General features: G+C 38.3%; 17 protein-coding genes and 1 other annotated feature. Of the genes, 3 read left to right on the top strand and 14 right to left on the bottom strand.

Annotated features, from left to right (window positions below; translation table 11 throughout):
• Positions 1 to 13 precede the first annotated feature (13 nt).
• The 3 genes from infC to FRX52_RS04810 form a co-directional block, all read right to left on the bottom strand.
• Positions 14 to 544: a translation initiation factor IF-3 gene (gene infC, locus FRX52_RS04820; protein ID WP_146461575.1), complete on the bottom strand. Its 531-nt coding sequence runs from the start codon at positions 542 to 544 to the stop codon at positions 14 to 16.
• 14 nt (positions 545 to 558) lie between these two features.
• Positions 559 to 685 (bottom strand) — a sequence feature (ribosomal protein L20 leader region).
• A gap of 23 nt (positions 686 to 708) precedes the next feature.
• On the bottom strand, positions 709 to 1,389 hold the full coding sequence (gene cmk, locus FRX52_RS04815) for a (d)CMP kinase (RefSeq protein ID WP_146538698.1): 681 nt from the start codon (positions 1,387 to 1,389) through the stop codon (positions 709 to 711).
• A gap of 8 nt (positions 1,390 to 1,397) precedes the next feature.
• On the bottom strand, positions 1,398 to 1,988 hold the full coding sequence (locus FRX52_RS04810; protein ID WP_146538697.1) for an SAG1386/EF1546 family surface-associated protein: 591 nt from the start codon (positions 1,986 to 1,988) through the stop codon (positions 1,398 to 1,400).
• 42 nt (positions 1,989 to 2,030) lie between these two features.
• Between FRX52_RS04810 and FRX52_RS04805 the strand changes: the two genes are divergently transcribed.
• Positions 2,031 to 2,225 (top strand): ferredoxin, encoded by a 195-nt coding sequence (locus tag FRX52_RS04805; protein ID WP_146496038.1) that lies wholly within the window; start codon positions 2,031 to 2,033, stop codon positions 2,223 to 2,225.
• On the opposite strand, the gene FRX52_RS04800 is transcribed toward FRX52_RS04805, so the two are convergent.
• The 4 genes from FRX52_RS04800 to purB form a co-directional block, all read right to left on the bottom strand.
• Positions 2,215 to 2,700 carry an EbsA family protein gene (locus FRX52_RS04800; protein ID WP_146496036.1) on the bottom strand — a complete coding sequence of 162 codons (486 nt, stop codon included), beginning with the start codon at positions 2,698 to 2,700 and terminating at the stop codon, positions 2,215 to 2,217. The two genes, FRX52_RS04805 and FRX52_RS04800, sit on opposite strands and share 11 nt — an antisense overlap.
• 39 nt (positions 2,701 to 2,739) lie before the next feature.
• Entirely contained in the window at positions 2,740 to 3,978 is a 1,239-nt protein-coding gene (gene pepT, locus FRX52_RS04795) for a peptidase T (protein ID WP_146538696.1), read from the bottom strand.
• A 121-nt stretch (positions 3,979 to 4,099) separates the two neighbouring features.
• Entirely contained in the window at positions 4,100 to 7,849 is a 3,750-nt protein-coding gene (locus tag FRX52_RS04790; protein WP_146538695.1) for an SH3 domain-containing protein, read from the bottom strand.
• A gap of 156 nt (positions 7,850 to 8,005) precedes the next feature.
• Positions 8,006 to 9,307, bottom strand: a complete 1,302-nt coding sequence (gene purB, locus FRX52_RS04785; protein WP_146496030.1) for an adenylosuccinate lyase — start codon at positions 9,305 to 9,307, stop codon at positions 8,006 to 8,008.
• Between the two features lie 246 nt (positions 9,308 to 9,553).
• Between purB and FRX52_RS04780 the strand changes: the two genes are divergently transcribed.
• Positions 9,554 to 10,186 carry a DUF3862 domain-containing protein gene (locus FRX52_RS04780; protein ID WP_146496028.1) on the top strand — a complete coding sequence of 211 codons (633 nt, stop codon included), beginning with the start codon at positions 9,554 to 9,556 and terminating at the stop codon, positions 10,184 to 10,186.
• A gap of 153 nt (positions 10,187 to 10,339) precedes the next feature.
• Here the strand turns inward: FRX52_RS04780 and tuf are convergent, their stop codons facing one another.
• A complete protein-coding gene (gene tuf, locus FRX52_RS04775; protein WP_146461598.1) occupies positions 10,340 to 11,536 on the bottom strand; it encodes an elongation factor Tu in 1,197 nt (398 codons plus the stop codon).
• A gap of 292 nt (positions 11,537 to 11,828) precedes the next feature.
• On the opposite strand from tuf, the gene FRX52_RS04770 reads away from it, so the two are divergent.
• Complete coding sequence (locus tag FRX52_RS04770; RefSeq protein ID WP_146538694.1) at positions 11,829 to 14,015, top strand: LTA synthase family protein; 2,187 nt, start codon at positions 11,829 to 11,831, stop codon at positions 14,013 to 14,015.
• A 79-nt stretch (positions 14,016 to 14,094) separates the two neighbouring features.
• Here the strand turns inward: FRX52_RS04770 and deoD are convergent, their stop codons facing one another.
• The 6 genes from deoD to ftsW form a co-directional block, all read right to left on the bottom strand.
• Entirely contained in the window at positions 14,095 to 14,805 is a 711-nt protein-coding gene (gene deoD / locus FRX52_RS04765; RefSeq protein ID WP_146496024.1) for a purine-nucleoside phosphorylase, read from the bottom strand.
• 2 nt (positions 14,806 to 14,807) lie between these two features.
• Positions 14,808 to 16,043, bottom strand: a complete 1,236-nt coding sequence (locus tag FRX52_RS04760; RefSeq protein ID WP_186603353.1) for a chloride channel protein — start codon at positions 16,041 to 16,043, stop codon at positions 14,808 to 14,810.
• 2 nt (positions 16,044 to 16,045) lie between these two features.
• Positions 16,046 to 16,855 carry a purine-nucleoside phosphorylase gene (locus FRX52_RS04755; protein WP_146496020.1) on the bottom strand — a complete coding sequence of 270 codons (810 nt, stop codon included), beginning with the start codon at positions 16,853 to 16,855 and terminating at the stop codon, positions 16,046 to 16,048.
• Positions 16,856 to 16,875: 20 nt separating this feature from the next.
• Positions 16,876 to 18,087, bottom strand: coding sequence for a phosphopentomutase (locus FRX52_RS04750; RefSeq protein WP_146538692.1), 1,212 nt, complete (start codon positions 18,085 to 18,087; stop codon positions 16,876 to 16,878).
• Between the two features lie 17 nt (positions 18,088 to 18,104).
• Positions 18,105 to 18,785 (bottom strand): ribose-5-phosphate isomerase RpiA, encoded by a 681-nt coding sequence (rpiA, locus tag FRX52_RS04745; RefSeq protein ID WP_146496015.1) that lies wholly within the window; start codon positions 18,783 to 18,785, stop codon positions 18,105 to 18,107.
• Positions 18,786 to 18,884: 99 nt separating this feature from the next.
• Complete coding sequence (gene ftsW, locus FRX52_RS04740; protein WP_146538691.1) at positions 18,885 to 20,180, bottom strand: cell division peptidoglycan polymerase FtsW; 1,296 nt, start codon at positions 20,178 to 20,180, stop codon at positions 18,885 to 18,887.
• Positions 20,181 to 20,220: the final 40 nt, after the last annotated feature.

Here is a 20,220-nt window from a genome sequence, read left to right as displayed (position 1 = left end):
CTACGGGTTTCCCCTATTTCTTTTCAGGAATTGGTGCAAGCTGCATGAACATCTGACGACCATCCATCTTTGCACGTTGCTCGATGATGGCAATGTCTTGTGTCGCTTCAGCAAAGTCTGCCAAGACCTTAGCTCCAATTTCCTTATGTGTAATCATTCGTCCTCTAAAACGAATAGATACTTTGACCTTATGCCCCTTTTCAATGAACTTACGACCATTTCTAAGTTTGGTTTCAAAATCTCCCTTGTCAATAACAGGACTCAGACGAACCTCTTTGACCGTCACAACGCTTTGTTTTTTACGTTGTTCCTTTTGTTTCTTTTGATATTCAAACTTGAATTTGCCATAATCCATGATTTTAGCAACAGGTGGTGTTGCTTGAGGTTGAATTAAAACCAAATCAACATTCGCATTATCAGCCAAAGCTTGCGCCTCTGATAACGGTTTAATTCCTAATTGTTCTCCCTCAAGACCGATGAGACGAACTTCGCGGACACGAATTTCATCGTTGATGAACAAATCCTTTTTAGCTATGTTCTTCACCTCTTTACTTTTTTAGAGAAAAACAAATGCGGACCTATCACTAAGTCCGCACTACATCTTGTATTTCATCACTGAAACTTGACATGTAGAGCCAGACAACGTTAGTCGCAAGGCGAGAAGTTCTCACTTCTGCTTTTCTCATTATTAGTATTCTATCATACTAATCATTGCTTGTCAATAATTTCAGTCGCTTTTTCTAAAATAAATGCAACAACACCATCAATTGATACACCAGTGGTATCAAAAGTAATGGCATCATCTGCCGCTTTCAAAGGAGAAACCTTACGGTGACTATCTTTATAATCACGATCTGCAATAGCTTGTTTCAAACGCTCTAAGTCTGCTTCAATGCCTTTGGCTTGGTTTTCCTTGTAACGTCGTTCTGCTCTCTCTTCAACTGAAGCATTTAAAAATATTTTCAATTCAGCATTTGGTAAAACCACTGTCCCAATATCACGACCATCCATGATAATAGCACCTGTTTTTGCAATGCGTTGTTGTTCTTTAACCAACTTTTCTCGAACTTGCGGCAGTGCTGCAACCCATGATACATTAGCCGTCACATCATTTTGACGAATGGCATCTGTAACATTTTGTTCTCCTAAAAAGACAAGCTGGCTTCCATCTTCTGCTAATGAAAAGGAAATAGGATATTGATCAATTAATTTAACCAATTCTTCTATGTCTTCCTCTGGAAGAGCATGCTGCAAAGCTAGATAAGTAACAGAACGATACATAGCTCCAGTATCAAGATAGGTGTAACCTAATTTATCAGCAACAATTTTGGCAACGGTACTTTTTCCACTTGAAGCTGGACCATCTATTGCAATAGTTATTTGTTTCATGATCACCACTAATTTACATAAACAACATCGCCAGGATTCGCATACCAATAACCACGTGTCATGTGACCTGGATTAAGTGCCTCTAGCTGAGCTACTGAAATACCTGCACGGGCAGCAATTGAACCTGCACCCTCACCAGCTAAAACAGTAATGGTTTGCGTTGCAACTTCCGATGAGCTCACATAATACTCTTCAACTTGGCTTTCTGCAACGTATTCTTGACTATAATAATCTACTTCACTTTCGATTTCACTACTTGATTCTTGCGAACTAGAGCTTGATTTAGTCTTTTTAGAACTATTTGTTGTTTCTGACGTACTTGATGAGCTTGAAGAAGTTACTTCAGTAGATGATGATTTAGATGAGCTTTCACTTGAAATTGATGACGCCCCATAAAAACCTTGCGTAGCTTTGGCTTCATCACTACCACCATTTGACGTATAAAAAACGATAAATAAAATCGCAACGACAATGAAGAAAAAGATACTAAGTAAAATAGTCAAAATTGGCGTGCTAATCAAAGCGCCCTTTTTTGAACGTGCGACTTTATCGACTTTCTTTTCATCAACTTTTTGTTCCCACGGTTTTTTCACTACCATGTCCCCCTTGTTATTTTTTAAAATTCATATTACAATAATACTATGAAAGTATCACTAATTCCAGAAAAATGTATCGCATGTGGCCTTTGCCAAACTTATTCTGACGTTTTTGACTACCATGACGATGGCATTGTTAAATTCGCCCATACTGACGAGCTAAATCAAGAGCTAGCAAATCGTTCTGATACCCTTTTGGCTGTTAAATCTTGTCCAACCAAAGCACTAATCATTGATTAAGTGCTTTTTTATCATACTTATAAAGTTCAAAGTAATCGAGATTGATAAAATTATCTACCAATTCCACCTCTCCTTGAAAATCTTCTTGAAGTGCTAATTCATCTAAAAAATATTTTTTAGGCCATTTCCGCATACTAAAACAGCGTTTTTTTTGATTTTTGAAAATCAAGGTCAAGGTTGATTTGGTCACTTGAATTTTTTCAATATCTGCAATCGCTACCCGATAAGGTCTAAAAAGATTGAGTGAAACAATCCTTAGATAAGCACCTTCTATCACAAAATAACGATGAAACCCTAGACCAACCAAAACCACAAACAAAGTAAATAAAATAAAAATGTTGCGTGGTATCCTAGTATGTTCATAAACCAAGGCCAAACTAAGAAAAATCGGTGTAATGGCAATTGACCAATAACTAATGAACCAAGACAATTCTGGCTGCCAATGATACCTATTTTTACCAAATAGTGTAATCATGTCGAACCCTCCTTAATCTTTATTTTATCACACTTTTTTCTACTTTTCTACTCTTGTCAAATCAAAACTCGCAATTCCAACAATCACTTGAACAGCTTGCAGCATGGTTTCTAAACTAACAAACTCAAATCGTCCATGCATATTCTCTCCACCAGCAAAAATATTGGGAGTCGGAATTCCCATAAAAGATATTTTAGAGCCATCTGTTCCACCACGAATTGGCTCAATAACTGGCTCAATCGCTAAATCTTCCATCACTACCTTAGCTAGATGTACCGGTGTCATATCCTTTTCAATCACTTGACGCATGTTATAATACTGATCCTTTAATTCAACCAAGACCCGTTCGCTACCTAACTGATCGTTCATCTCTTTTGCCAAAGCTAACATTAAAGCCTTACGTTCTTCAAAAATAGTGGCATCAAAATCACGAATGATATAAGAACTATGACTTTCTTCTACATTACCTGATAAATCCATGAGATGATAAAATCCCTCGTAGCCTTCTGTCAATTCTGGCCGATCACTAGCTGGTAATTTTTCATGAAAATCAATAGCTAATTGTAGCGCATTGATCATACTTCCTTTAGCTGTTCCTGGATGAACATTGCGTCCCAAAAAAGTTACTTGAGCTGCAGCAGCACTAAAGGTTTCATACTGTAATTCACCTAAAGGACCACCATCAACCGTATAAGCAAAATCGACATCAAAATCTGCCACATCAAACTTATCTGCCCCAATACCAATTTCTTCGTCTGGACCAAAACCAACACGAATTTCACCGTGGGGAATCTCGGGATGAGCTTGTAGATAAGCCATTGCTGTCATAATTTCAGCAATACCAGATTTATCATCACTACCCAATAAGGTTGTTCCATCTGTTGTGATTAACGTTTGTCCTAAATAATTAGCTAAATTAGGAAATTCTACTGGGTCAAGAGTATAACCACTCTCACCAAGAGCAATTGCTGTCCCATCATAGTTTTCAATAATTTGTGGTTTCACACCCTCAGCATTAAAATCAGCTGTGTCTATATGGGCAATGAAGCCAATTTTATACTTAAAATCTGATGAATTAGCAGGTAAAGTTCCAACAATATAGCCATTACTTTCTAAGTAATGAACATTGACCAAGCCAATTTTTTCCATCTCTGGTTTTAAAACAGTCAGAGCAAAGTCAACCTGACTTTGAGTGGAAGGAGTGGTTTGACTATCAGGATTACTTCTAGTATTATGGCTAACATAGGTTAAAAAACGATTTAATAATTCTTCCTTCATTAACAACCTCCATTTATCACTATTCCTATTATATAGCAAATCTTCTAGAAAAGATATGAAAATTTAAGTTTATTTCAAAACAAAAAGAAGTCTGACTACCAGACTTCTTTTCTTTTAGCAATTACAATCGATCGGTAATTTTCACAAATGGTTTACCAATTCCTACAATATCTGACGCAAATTTACTTTGTTGTGTGAAGATATTACTCAAAGAATGCCAACCATTTAAGCTTGGTGTATATGGATCACGAACATAAGTTTTACCATTATCGTAACCTGCCAAAAGTAACTCATGACTCAAACTACCATAAACACGAACAAACGGCGATCCTTGAACAGCTGCTAGAACATAGTGGCCCTCTTTCAAAGCTTCTTCAATATCCGCTTGTGTTTTCAAGGGCGTTGCATCCATATTCCATTTTTCAGCAGCCAAGATAATACCTGTTGCATCTGTACCTAATTCTAATTTATTGAAAGCAACTGTTTCCTTATAGAGATAGTCTGCAACTGTTGTTGGTTTAATGTCTTCACCTGTCAAACCTGAAAATACCATACTCAAGACTGTAGGCACACACCCTGTCGCATCCATATTAGACAGACCATATTGCTTATTTGCCCAACGAGCATCACGCTGTGAATAATATGGTGCGTCAAAATTATTACGTTTTACTTCTTGACTAACTGCCGACAGAAAATTCATTGTTCCAGCTTCATTTTGATAAAGATGGATTTGATAGCGACCAGTTCCAACGTGATTAGTAACGTCAAATTTAGCTTCAGCAGTAGTATTGGTTGTCGTCAAGTCATACCAACGAATGTCATCTTGGCTATTTTCTTCTGACCAAACTGCCATTTTAACAGTTCCTTTACGAGCATCAATGTTATCAATACTAACTTTGTAAACACCCGTTCCTTGATAACGAATACGTGTTGTGTAACCATTTTCTGCTTTGACAGTTTCTTTAATTTCAGCAGCCGCATTTGTCTCAGGTAAAGTATTGCTTGACGTTGAACTAGTAGCAACACTTGTTTTTTCCTCTATTTTTTCTACTGGGACATAACGACGATTACCACTGTAAGAAACATAGCTCAACCAGTTATAACCTTCTGACGACACTACCTTATCATAGTTAACCGTTTGACCTACTTCATAATAGGCTAAATTATCACTTGACAACTTCGCTTCATTTTTAACAGCTGTGCGTGTTTTAAATTCATAAGTGCCACTTGATGAGAGATTGCTTGCAGCTGATTGTGATGTTTCTACCTTAGTGGAATCTGTTTTAACCGGTGTTGTTGAAGAACTTGGTGTCGTGGCAGCAGATGGGGTAGTACTTGATGATGACACTTTCTCTACTGGAACATAGCGACGATTACCACTGTAAGAAACATAACTCAACCAGTTATAACCTTCTGATGACACTACCTTATCATAGTTAACCGTTTGACCTACTTCATAATATGCCAAATCTTCACTTGACAACTTCGCTTCATTTTTAACACCTGTGCGTGTTTTAAATTCATAAGTTCCACTTGATGATAGATTGCTTGCAGCTGATTGTGATGTTTCTACCTTAGCGGAATCCGTCTTAACCGGTGTTGTTGAACTTGGTGTCGTGGCAGCAGATGGGGTAGTACTTGATGATGACACTTTCTCTACTGGGACATAACGACGATTACCACTATAAGAAACATAACTCAACCAGTTATAACCTTCTGATGACACTACCTTATCATAGTTAACCGTTTGACCTACTTCATAATAGGCTAAATTATCACTTGATAGCTTCGCTTCATTTTTAACACCTGTGCGTGTTTTAAATTCATAAGTCCCACTTGATGATAGATTACTTGCAGCTGATTGTGATGTTTCTATCTTAGCGGAATCCGTCTTAACCGGTGTTGTTGAAGAACTTGGTGTCGTGGCAGTAGATGGGGTAGTACTTGATGATGACACTTTCTCTACTGGGACATAACGACGATTACCACTGTAAGAAACGTAGCTCAACCAGTTGTAACCTTCTGACGACACTACCTTATCGTAGTTAACCGTTTGACCTACTTCATAATATGCCAAATCTTCACTTGACAACTTCGCTTCATTTTTAACACCTGTGCGTGTTTTAAATTCATAAGTTCCACTTGATGATAGATTGCTTGCAGCTGATTGTGATGTTTCTACCTTAGCGGAATCCGTCTTAACTGGTGTTGTTGAAGAACTTGGTGTCGTGGCAGTAGATGGGCTAGTACTTGATGATGACACTTTCTCTACTGGGACATAACGACGATTACCACTATAAGAAACATAGCTCAACCAGTTATAACCTTCTGATGACACTACCTTATCATAATTAACTGTTTGACCTACTTCATAATATGCCAAATCTTCACTTGACAACTTCGCTTCATTTTTAACACCTGTGCGTGTTTTAAATTCATAAGTTCCACTTGATGATAGATTACTTGTAGCTGATTGTGATGTTTCTACCTTAGCAGAATCCGTCTTAACCGGTGTTGTTGAAGAACTTGGTGTCGTTGCAGTAGATGGGCTAGTACTTGATGATGACACTTTCTCTACTGGGACATAACGACGATTACCACTATAAGAAACATAGCTCAACCAGTTATAACCTTCTGATGACACTACCTTATCATAATTAACTGTTTGACCTACTTCATAATATGCCAAATCTTCACTTGACAACTTCGCTTCATTTTTAACACCTGTGCGTGTTTTAAATTCATAAGTCCCACTTGATGAGAGACTACTTGATGGAACTTTTGTTGGTGTCGTATTGGTGACATTAGATGTCGAACTATTTGAGACGTTTTTAGATGACGTCGCTGCTTGACCACCTTGATTATAATTTTGATAATAATTCAGAATTCCTTCCACAATAGCAGAAGCTACTTCTTGTTGATAAGAATCGGTAACCAATTTAGCACGTTCAGAAGGATTTGACAAATAGCCCACTTCAACGAGAACTGCCGGTGCTGTTGTTTCTCTTAAAACCGCAAAGGTTTCTCTTTGCACACCACGATCATTAGCCCCTGTTTTAGAAACAGTCGCCGCTTGAATAGATTCAGCTAAATAGGCACTTCGTTTCAAACGCTCAACATCAACATGATAACGAGAATTCATCTGAGATGGATAATTAGAATCTGGAGCATACCAGTAAGTTTCCACTCCCGCAGTTGATGGAGTTGCCGAAGCATTGATATGAATACTAACAAAGATATCTGAATTCGTATCATTAGCATCTGCAGAACGTTCCAACAGACCAACAGATGCAGCTGAGGTTCTTGACGATTCCACAACATAACCTGCATCTTCTAATTGATTTTTAACTAATTGATAAATGGATAAGGTTAAATCAGCTTCCTTAGTTCCATTATAAACTGCCCCTGGATCTACACCACCATGACCTGCGTCCAAGTAAACAACCTTATTAGTCACAGCATAATTCCCTTGTGACGCAGAAGCAGTTTCTTCAACTGTTGTCATCGTTGGAGTCGTGTTTTCACTAGCTGGATTACTAACGATGGTAGGACTTACTGAAGTATCAATGGTCGACTCTTTTTCTACTGCTTCAGAAGTTGTCGTTTCGACTTGAACAGTTGTCGTTGATTCAACTTCGATACTTGTCACAACTGAGTCACTTTGTGAGCTATCCAATGCCTGAGTACTTGCTTCTACACTTTGTGAAGCTTCAGATTGGACATTCAAGGTTTCTCCACTAGACACCGTTTCTGTGTCAGCTTGAGCAGTGCCTGTAAAAGAGGCAAAAACCACACCGATTAAAACAGATGCCGCACCAAATTTAAATTTTTTAATACTGAACTTTTGGCTAGTTTCTTGACGGTTTCTCATTAAAATCTCCTATATTTAAATATTTGTTTGAAATTTTACCAAAAAATAATTACAATTTTGATACAAAGATTTAACATGCTTGTTAAATCAACTTCTATCTATTTATTCGTAATATTTTTCAAATCAATGGCGCCACTTCTAAAAAATTTGACAATATTATTTACTAGTCAAACCTAAACGCTCAAAAATGGCATTGACACGTTTCGTGTAGTAACTCGGATCAAACAAGTCATCTAATGTTTGCTGATTTAATAGACTAGTAATCTTGTTATCTGATTCCAATAACGACTTAAATGACACTTGATGATCCCAAGCGTAAGCAGTCTTGGGTTGGACTAAATCATAAGCTTCCTCTCTAGTCATTCCTTTATCAATCAAGGCTAATAAAACACGCTGACTATAAATTAAACCAAAAGTTGACTCCATATTACGTTTCATATTATCTGGGAAAACTGTCAAGTTTTTAACAATATTCGCAAAACGATTAAGCATATAGTTGATTAAAATGGTTGTATCTGGAGCAATAATACGCTCAGCTGACGAGTGAGAAATATCTCGTTCATGCCACAAAACAACATTTTCATAGGCTGTCATCATGTGACCACGAACAACTCGTGCCAAACCTGTCATGTTTTCCGAACCAATCGGATTACGTTTGTGGGGCATGGCAGAGCTACCTTTTTGTCCCTTAGCAAAAAATTCCTCCACTTCACGTTGTTCAGACTTTTGAAGACCTCGAATTTCCGTTGCCATACGCTCAATCGAGGTCGCAATACCTGCTAAAGCAGCAAAATAATCAGCATGCAAATCACGAGGTAGCACTTGAGTCGAAATGTCTTGTGGTTGAATTCCTAATTTTTGGCACACATAATCCTCAACAAACATGGGAATATTAGCAAAATTACCCACAGCTCCTGAAATCTTCCCCGCTTCAATCCCTCTAGCCGCTCGTTCAAAACGCGCTTGCTGACGTTTCATCTCACTGTACCAAGTTGCAAGTTTTAGACCAAAAGTTGTTGGTTCCGCATGGACTCCATGAGTACGTCCCATCATAATGGTGAATTTATGCTCGCGTGCCTTATCTGCAATAATATCAATAAAGTTAATTAAATCTTTACGAATAATGTCATTAGCTTGTTTATAAAGATAACCATAAGCCGTGTCAACGACATCAGTTGATGTTAAACCATAATGAATCCACTTACTTTCTTCTCCCAAACTTTCTGACACAGCTCGTGTAAAAGCAACCACGTCATGACGTGTTTCTTCTTCAATTTCTAAAATACGTTTTATATCAAATGTTGCCTTTTGTCTGAGTTGCTTGATATCTTCTTTAGGAATCTCTCCTAATTCTGCCCAAGCTTCTGCCGCCAAAAGTTCAACTTCTAGCCAAGCTTGATATTTATTTTCCTCACTCCAAATCATTTTCATCTCTGAACGAGTATAACGGTCTAACATCTTCTCTTACCTTTCTGATTAGTTCCTCTCATTTTATCATATCACTGCTAAAAATTCTAATCTCACAAAATAATATATAATTCTGAATTATAATGAACTGGCAACAGTTTATTACTAGGCATTAAAAGTCAGTATCTTTACTAGCTAGACCGTCAAATGTCCAGAATTTATGATATACTAGTCTATAAAGAAAATGACTAACTTTAAATAGTCATCTTATCTTATTTAGAAAGTGTAACAGTAACTATGAAAAAAATATCTCTGTTAGGTCTGACACTCTTATCCATGATCAGCCTAGCTGCTTGTCGCCAACAATCAAGCAATAGCCAAACACCTATCGTTGAAACCATTAGCTCTTCTGAACAACCAACAAGCTCTAGTCAAGAACTCGTTGTCAATACTGAACTGCGTCAAAAATTTGACAGCATCCTGGTGGGAGACTCTTCTAATGCTGGCGATGGGGGACAAAGTCTTGAAGAAGTAAAAAACTTACTTGGTGAAGCCAAAGCTACGAATACTACTGAAATAAATGGTGTCACTGCTGAAAACCTAACTTGGACAGATGGTGATGTCACAATTTCTGTTGCCTTTGTTGATGGAAAAGTCGTTAATAAAGCTATTACTGGATTTCTTTTCAAACGTGACAGCAATATCGGGCTGACTAATTTCAACGAATTAGCTTTAGGAACTAGCTATGCTGATGTTGTTGCAGTATGGGGAGAACCAGATATTTATACCGAATCTAAAGTCCTTGGTTCTAAAAGTGTTGGAGCCACTTGGTTCTCAAATATCAAGGGGAGTGATCCTGCCGCTAATGCCTTTCTCGTCTTTACTGATGATAGTGTTGCTCAAAAAGAACAGACAGATATGACTGATTAATATCATTTATTCAGCTCCTAGAGAACTTTTCTCTAGGAGTTTTTGTATTCTGATGCCAATAAAATCATCTGTGATAAACAAAAAACCAGCAGAATAATCTGCTGGTTACAATTATAGTTGTCTGACTCTAATTGTCTTTGGGAACTTAATTTCTTAAGCTTCGATTTCTGAAACGATACCTGAACCAACAGTACGTCCACCCTCACGGATAGAGAATGTAGTACCTTGTTCTACGGCGATTGGGTGGATCAACTCAACGTCGATTGTCACGTTATCACCTGGCATAACCATTTCTGTACCTGCTGGAAGTTCGATAGAACCTGTTACGTCAGTTGTACGGAAGTAGAATTGTGGACGGTAGTTGTTGAAGAATGGCGTATGACGTCCACCTTCTTCTTTAGTAAGGATGTAAACTTCACCCTTAAATTTAGTATGTGGGTTGATTGAACCTGGTTTAGAGATAACTTGTCCACGTTCAATTTCATCACGTTGAACACCACGAAGAAGAACACCAACGTTATCTCCTGCAAGACCTTCGTCAAGTTGTTTACGGAACATTTCAACACCAGTAACAACTGCTTTAGTCGTTTCTTCTTTGATACCAACGATTTCGATTTCATCGTTGACACGAACAGTACCACGGTCGATACGTCCTGAAGCTACTGTACCACGACCAGTGATTGAGAATACGTCCTCGACTGGAAGAAGAAGTGGTTTGTCAGTATCACGTTCTGGTTCTGGAATGTACTCATCAACAGTGTTCATCAATTCCATGATGATATCTTCAAATGCTGAGTCACCTTCAAGAGCTTTAAGAGCTGAACCTTGGATAACTGGTAGATCATCACCTGGGAAGTCGTATTCTGAAAGAAGATCACGGATTTCCATTTCAACCAACTCAAGCAATTCTTCATCATCAACAAGGTCAACTTTGTTCATGAAGACGATAAGGTGTTTAACACCTACTTGGCGTGAAAGAAGGATGTGCTCACGAGTTTGTGGCATTGGTCCATCAGTAGAAGCTACTACAAGGATAGCTCCGTCCATTTGAGCCGCACCAGTGATCATGTTTTTAACGTAGTCAGCATGTCCTGGGGCATCAATATGCGCATAGTGACGAGACTCAGTTTCATACTCAACGTGTGCAGTGTTGATTGTGATTCCGCGCTCGCGCTCTTCTGGAGCAGCATCGATAGACGCATAGTCTTTTGGTTGGTTAACTGAACTTGGCAAGCGACGTGCAAGAACAGTTGTGATAGCTGCTGTCAAAGTAGTTTTACCGTGGTCAACGTGTCCAATTGTACCAATGTTAACGTGGGGTTTACTACGATCGTATTTTTCTTTTGCCATTTTAGGAAAAGCCTCCAATAAAATATATTTTATAGATAGACGGTACAATACAGTCTAACTTTACTCCACTATTTTATCAAATTGTAGCAGAATTGCAAGTATTTTATACTATTTTTATTGATTTTTTAGCCCTTTGGTCTTTTAATAGAAAAGCCTAGCCTTATCTGGCCTTTTTCTCACTGAAGAATACTCTATTTAGCTTATCTGTTTAGGATTAGTATGAAATTATGGTATAATGATGAGAAAGAGATTTACTTATAAGATTAGGAAATTATAACGAGGACGTCTTGTTGTGAAGAAACAATTACAAACACTTTTGAAAATTATTAGTACCCGTCTCGGATTTGTCTTAACCCTCTTAATCTTTTATTGGATTAAAAGCATGTGGGCCTATCAGATTGATTTTAACTTGGGATTGGAAAACTTCTACCAACTCTTTTTAACCTTTATCAATCCGATTCCTGTTGGTCTGCTATTTTTAGGACTAGCACTTTATATAAAAAATACTAAACTTTTTTATACTCTTGAATACCTACTTTATGCCATCTTGAACATGATCTTGATTGCTAATGCTATTTATTTTCGAGAGTTTTCTGATTTTATTACCATTACAACTGCCATGGCCAGTTCCAAGGTTTCTGCTGGACTAGGAAGTTCAGCCATCAACCTACTTCGCCCTTGGGATTTGTTTTATGTCTTAGATATTTTCATTTTAGTTTATTTATTTAGAAAACAACTAATTAAAAAAGATACTAGGCCTTTTGCTAAACAGGCGAGTTTTGCGGTTACCTCACTCTCTGTTATGCTTTTTTCTGTCAATCTTTTTTTGGCTGAAATTGATCGTCCTGAACTACTCTCACGTGGCTTTTCTAACACCTATGTTGTTCGTGCTTTAGGATTGCCTGCTTTCTTAGGTTATGATGGCAATCAGACTTATCAAACTCAAAAGGTTCGTTCGGAAGCTAAACCTGAAAAAATTGAAGAAGTTAAAGAATATGTTAATCAACATGCCGTTGCAGCCAATCCTGATTATTATGGGATTGCCCAAGGACGTAATGTGATTGTGATTCATTTAGAAAGTTTTCAACAATTTCTTATCAACTATCAGCTAAAAGTTGACGAGAAAGAGTATGAAGTCACTCCTTTTATTAACTCACTTTACAACTCTAATCAGACCTTTTCTTTTGCTAATTTTTTCCATCAGGTTAAAGCTGGTAAAACATCTGATTCAGAAACGCTAATCGAAACCTCACTTTTCGGACTTAATCAAGGTTCCTTCTTTGTCCAATATGGTGGCGACAATACACAACAAGCTGCACCACAAATTTTAGCTGACTTGGAAGGTTATACCAGTGCTGTCTTCCATGGTAATAATGGAACGTTCTGGAATCGAAATAATGTTTATAAACAACTGGGCTACAACTACTTCTTCGACCAGTCTTATATGTCCAAACCTACAAAAGATAATTCTTTCCAATACGGACTCAACGACAAGGTTATGTTTGCCGATTCAATCAAATATCTCGAACGAATGCAGCAACCATTTTATACTAAATTTATCACAGTATCTAACCATTACCCATATCAAAATCTAACTGGTGATGAAAAGGGATTTCCACTTGCTAAGACAGATGATGAAACCATAAATGGCTATTTTGCTACTGCGAATTATTTAGATTCTGCCTTAGAAGCGTTCTTCAACTATCTGAAAGCATCTGGACTTTATGATAATTCCATTATTGTCATGTATGGCGATCATTATGGGATTTCAAATTCAAGAAATCCAGACTTAGCTCCATTGTTAGACAAAAATTCAGAAACTTGGACAGACTATGATAATGCCATGTTGCAACGTGTGCCATATATGATTCATATTCCCGGGATGGACAAAGGCTTTGTCAGTTCCACTTTCGGTGGAGAAATTGACGCCCTTCCCACTCTCTTACATGTTTTAGGAATTGACAGTCGTAACTTTATCCAACTAGGACAAGATTTACTCTCACCAGATAACCAACAAATTGTGACCTTCCGTACTTCAGGTAATTTTGTTACACCAGACTACACCAGCTATTCTGGTAAATTGTACAAAACAGAAACGGGAGAAGAAATTACTAATCCTGACGAAAGCACCTTGGAAGCTGTTAATGCGATTAAAGAAGCCACTAAGCTACAACTCAGCATCAGCGACAGCATTCAGACCGGTGACCTACTTCGTTTCTATAAAGATAGTGGTATCGAACCTGTTGATACATCAACTATTTCTTATACAAAATCTTTAGATGCTTTGAAAGCTATTGAGAAGAGTATGGGGAATAAATCGACTAGCCTTTATAGTACCAACGGTAATAAATCAACTACTTCGCTTTATCAGGCACCAAGCTATCTCAAAATTCAAGAAACCTTAGCTAGTCTCACGGCAACTTCTTCAACCGAACTAATTGAAGAAAGTAGCATAGATACTCAAGTGGAGAGTCCTTAATTACGTTAATAAAATATCCCATCACTTAAAGTGAATGGGATATTTTATTAAAAAAGAGCTTATTTTAGCTCTTTTTTATTTACTCTGCAATTAAGGTTTCTAGCCCAACTGTCATCATATCAGTAAAGCTAGTTTGGCGTTCTTCTGCTGTGGTATCTTGAGATGGATCAATCAAGCTATCAGAAATCGTCATCAAAGCTAAGGTTTGTACATTATGTTTGGCACCTAAGTAGTAGAGCGCGGCCGCTTCCATCTCAACAGCCTTAACACCCATACTGCCTAATTTAAGATTTTTCTCACCCAAATCAGAATAGAACAAATCAGCAGACAAGACGCTACCGACATGAGTTGTCATGCCCAAATCTTTAGCAATATGATAAGCCTTATCCAACAAATCAAAATCTGCAATTTGTGGGAAATCATACTCTGGCCAATCATTACGAATAATAGCAGATGTCGTTGCAGCAGCTTGAGCCAATACTAAATCACGCACACGCACATCCTTATTCAAAGAACCTGCAGTACCCACACGAATCAATTTCTTAACGTCATAGAAAGAAATCAACTCATTGGCGTAAATAGAAATTGAAGGCATCCCCATACCTGTCCCCATAACGCTGACACGATGGCCTTTATAAGTTCCTGTATAACCTAGCATACCACGAATTTCATTGAAACACACCGCATCTTCCAAAAAATTCTCTGCAATAAATTTAGCACGCAAAGGATCTCCTGGCAACAAAATTTTATCTGCAATTTCACCCTTTTGGGCACCAATATGAATTGACATACTTATCTCCTTATTTTTTTATTATTTATTATTTTTGTTATCACATAAGCCAAGCCAACGGATAAGAAAACCGGTGGCAAGGTTAGAAAAGTTTGACCTGTAAAAGTCATGGTTAGAAAAATAGCTGTTAAAGGGGTTGCCATTGAAACAGATAAAAAAGTACCTGCACCAATAATACTGGCTTCAGCCAAAGAAAGATTAGGCAACCAAGAAAAGAATAATAAACCAATTAACAGACCCATCAGAGAACCCATGGCAAACCCTGGGGTTAGAGTACCACCGTAAGCTCCTGCTTTCAAAGCTAGAAGTACTAGACTTCCTTTAACGATTAACAAGGACAAAGCATAGGGCCAACTTAAACCAAGAAAAGCTGCTTGTACAGTATCACGACCATTGCCAAGAATTTCTGGAAAAAAGATACTAGCAAATGCAACCAAAATCATGCTAAGAGGTAACCACCATAAAATGCTAACCTTTTTAATTCTTTCTTGTTCCATTTTCTGAACCAAGTTACGAAAAATAAGCCCAAAAGGTGGCAAACACAGACCTAAAACAAGAGCTAATAACCAAGTTGATGAGCTATTGGTTAGTTGAGTCACTTGATAAGTCGGCTTAGGGGCAATTCCTAGACGAGCTGTATAGGTCGCCACCAAAATCATCAGCACACCCAACTGGACACTTGACCAGTTTTTTTTAGCCTTCATCCCTTCGAAAAGAAAGAAGAAACTAGCAATCGGAGTTTGATAGACAGCAGATAGACCTGCTGCCGCGGCTGACGCAATCATTAATTCTCTCTTTTCAGTCGATAATTGAAAACGACTGGTTAACTGACCACTAATTAAAGCTCCTAATTCCCTAGGCGCAACTTCCTTGCCAACAGGGCCACCCATACCTACCAATAAAATTTGAGTCAAGGCGTGAGTAAGATGTTGAAAAAAGGAGGGGCGCTTACCTAAAGTTGCTTGCTTTAGTTGTCCTTTAATCGAAACCAAGGGTTGTTTTTTCTGCAACAAATACCAAGCCAAAGCTGCTAATAAACCACCTAAGCTAACTGATACCACTCGTCGCCAAATGGGAACTGACCTTGACAAGACTAAAAATTGACCATCCACATAGCCATAAGCTAGTTTTTGAATAATCTTTAAGAGGTCATGTAAACCGATGGCAATAAGGCCTGTTAATACACCAATGAGTATGGTCAAGCCAAGCAAGAAAATATCATCTCGTTTAAGACTCAAAATTATAGCTCCGCTAAGATTGCCTTAATTAAATCCTTGAAATTCCCCTTAATTTGTTGAGTCACTTCAACCACTTCTTCATGATTTAGTTCTGATTGGAAACCAGCAGCAAAATTTGTAATCGCTGAAATACCTAGGACCTTCAAACCAGAATGTGCTGCCACAATAACCTCTGGAACAGTTGACATGCCAACAGCATGAGCTCCCATATTCTTATAAGCTAAAATCTCAGCTGGTGTTTCATAACATGGACCTGTTACCCCTAAATAAACACCTGTATCCAATTTGACACCCAAGTTTTCTGCCACACGATGAGCTACCTGACGGTATTCAGCGGTATAGGCATTAGACATGTCTGGGAAACGTGGGCCAAACTCATCTAAGTTTTCACCAATGAGTGGATTTTGACCTGTCATATTGATATGGTCAGAAATTGTCATCAAGGTTCCTGGACCATAGCCAATACCACCTGCAGCATTAGTGACAAGAACTCCTGTACATCCTAAAGCTTTCATGACACGAACTGGGAAAGTCACCACATCAAGAGCATTGCCCTCGTAGAAATGGAAGCGACCTTGTAGTGCCAAAACTTTGCGACCAGCTAAATCGCCATAAACTAATTTCCCTGCATGACCAACGACTGTTGATTGACCCCAGTTAGGAATCTCTGCATAATCAAGTACGATTGAGTTCGTAATTTCTTCTGCTAATTCTCCCAAGCCTGAACCCAAAATCAAACCAAATTCTGGGGCTGTCATGCCTTTTTCTTTCAAGAAAGCTGCTGTTTCTTTAATTTTAACCATTAAGCTCATTTTCTTTCTCCTTATTTTTATTAAACTAATTTATCCAAGAAGCTCTCACCAATCATAGCTTTATCAACACCGAAATTATCAGCTACAGTTGCTGAAATATCCGCAAAATGTCCAACTGGCAAGACACCGTTTCCTGTGAATGACTTACTGTAAGCCAATAATGGCACATACTCACGCGTATGATCAGTTCCCGCATAAGTTGGATCATTACCATGGTCAGCCGTAATCAAGAGCAAATCATTTTCACGCATATTTTCCATAATTTCTGGCAAGCGAGCATCAAACTCTTCCAGGCAATCACGATAGCCTTCGACATCACGACGGTGACCATAAACGGCATCAAAGTCAACTAGATTGGTAAATGAGAAACCACGATCAAATTCTTTTAATTTCAAGGTTTCAATCAAGACATCCACACCATGCATATTAGATTTAGTATGACCCATGTCATTGGTAATGCCTGACGCATTAAAAATGTCACTGATTTTACCAACAGAATAAGTTGGCACACCTGCGTCAGCCAGTTTATTCAACACTGTTGGTTCAAATGGTGATACAGCATAGTCATGACGGTTAGCTGTTCGTGTGAAATGACCTGGTGTTCCGACATAAGGACGAGCAATAATACGACCAAGAAGGGTTGGACGCTCCAAAGTAATTGAGCGAGCGTATTCACAAATACGATACAACTCATCTAATGGAATCACATCTTCGTGAGCCGCAATCTGCAAAACTGGGTCTGCTGACGTGTAAACAATCAACTCGCCTGTTTCCATCTGACGTGGTCCAAAATCATCAATAACCGCTGTTCCTGAATAAGGTTTATTCGCTTCACGAATGACCTTACGACCAGAAAATTCTTCAATCTTAACTAGAATATCTTCTGGAAAACCATCCCAGAACGTATCAAATGGTTCTGTGATATTTAGTCCCATGATTTCCCAGTGACCTGTCATGGTATCCTTACCTAAAGACACCTCTTCTAGTTTGGTAACATAACCACTTGGATTTGCTTCTGTGGAAACAGTGGCCAAGGCTTCCTCACGTGGAATATTCCCTAAACCAATCTTAGCCATGTGTGGTAGATTAAGACCTGATTGTTCTGAAATATGTCCTAGAGTGTCTGATTCGGTATCTGGTGTACCAGCGTTAAAAAACTTATCTGCATCTGGAGCAGCACCAATACCAACTGAATCCATGACGACTAGATGAATGCGATCAAATTTTGACATGTTTATTCTCCTATAATTTATTTCTTATTAGCTTCTAAAATCGTTAAGCCTGATTGACCGGCCACAATAACCAAATCAACCATGCCATTGAACAGACCATGCTCAACCACACCTACTGTATGGTCTAATTCTTCTCCAAAAGCAACTGGATCTGAAATCAAACCTAAATCAAGATCGATGATGTAGTTGCCCATATCGGTCAGATGACGTTGATCTCCATTTTGACGAAATGACGGTTTATAACCAGCTCGCTCAAAACGACGAAAAACCTGCTCCGCTCCATATCGAACAACTTCAACAGGCAGCTTGAAAGCTCCTAGATGATCAACTAATTTGGTTTCATCAACTACCCAAATATAGTACTTAGTTGGTGTAGCAACCACCTTTTCCATCAAAAGAGCGGCTCCACCACCTTTGATGCCATTAAAAGCACGATCAACTTCGTCAGCCCCATCAACAGTCACATCAACTTGATCCACTTCATCAATCGATTTTAGTGGAATACCGAGTTGTTTAGCCTGTTCACTCGTCCGACTAGACGTTGTCACACCTGTAATTTGTAAGCCTTCTTCTTTGACGCGACGACCAAGCTCTTCCACAAAATAATAGGCCGTTGAACCAGTACCCAGACCAACAATCATGCCATCATGGACATAATCTGCTGCTTTAATACCAGCCATCTTTTTAAGCGCTTCCATTATTCGCTATCCTTTCTTTTTATCTTTATAAATTATATCATTTTTTTCCTTGATTGACATCTATTTATGAAAAATAAAAAGTCTAGGCTTTTATAAAACCTAGACCTCTTTATCTTCTTCTCTTAATTTAATAATTTTAGCTTGCTCTTTCATGTACTCATCAGACATTCTACTATGATAGTTCTCTTCTGCTTCTTGGAAAATTCTCTCTCTTTTCTCACTGGCATCAATATTAAGAACAAACCCAATCGCTACTGAAAGCACTAGGACACTATTTCCCCCTTGTGATAAGAACGGAAACGTCACCCCTGTTGAAGGAATTAAACCAGAAATCCCACCAATATTGATAAAGACCTGCATCAAGAGCATACTGCCAACTCCCAAGGAAATCATAGCATTGAAAGCATTGTTAGACTTCATCCCCACCAATAAAATTCTCAAAATCAAAAAGAATACAATAGCTAGAATTAAACCGGCACCAATCAAGCCCAACTCTTCAATAACAATAGAAAACACAAAGTCTGTCTGGGCTTCTGGCAGGTAACCTTTTTTCTCAATAGAATTTCCTAACCCTAGACCAAACCAGCCACCATTACTCATGGCATAATAAGAATTAGCTAGTTGATGTCCTGAATTGGTCAAATCTTTGAAGGGATTGAAAAAGGCACTAAACCGTTTAGCAACATAACCAAAAACTGGGACTTTAGAAATCGTTTCTACCCCCACCAGCGAAATCAAACCTAGAAAAAGGGTGGATGTTGCGACAATCACACTCAGCAAGGCAGAAAACCATCGGTAACCAATACCACTAATCGAAAACATGACAATACTGGTCAAAACGATGATGGTTGCATTACCCAAATCGGGTTGGGAAGCTACTAGTAAAATCATAACTAACGAGTAAAATCGCCAATCCTTTAAATCAGACAATTGGCGTGGCCACCAGCGTCGCTTGGTTAGGGCTTGATAATCGTAACGTTCGATTAGTTTTTGACGTTTGGCAAAAGTAAAAGCCAAAAACCAAATCATGATAATTTTTAAGTATTCTGCTGGCTGAAAACTAATTGGACCAAGTACAATCCAACCATGAGCGCCATTGACCTGCTTGGTAAAAAAACGCGCAATCAGCAACAAACCCATCTCAATCAGCATAACAAGGCTTAAAACACGAGAATTTTTCAAAAAATTCAACTTCAACTTATAAATAAAGGTAATGGCAAGCAGGCTGATGATCCAAAACACGCCTTGGTTAATGACTGACTTAAAAGGATTCAGACCATATTGAATCAAGGTTGCACTGGTTGTTGAATACACCACAATCAATCCTATAATAGACAAAATCAAATAGGGGATTAAAATGGAATAATTCAAGAGGTGTTTTTTGTCAATTTTCATAGTTCTCTCCGTTTACGACTAAACTGCAGTTTCGATTATA

The sequence above is a fragment of the Streptococcus sp. sy018 genome (assembly GCF_007859185.1).
Taxonomy (GTDB): domain Bacteria; phylum Bacillota; class Bacilli; order Lactobacillales; family Streptococcaceae; genus Streptococcus.
Note: the sequence above shows the minus strand (reverse complement) of the source record. Positions and strands in the feature narration are given on the sequence as shown.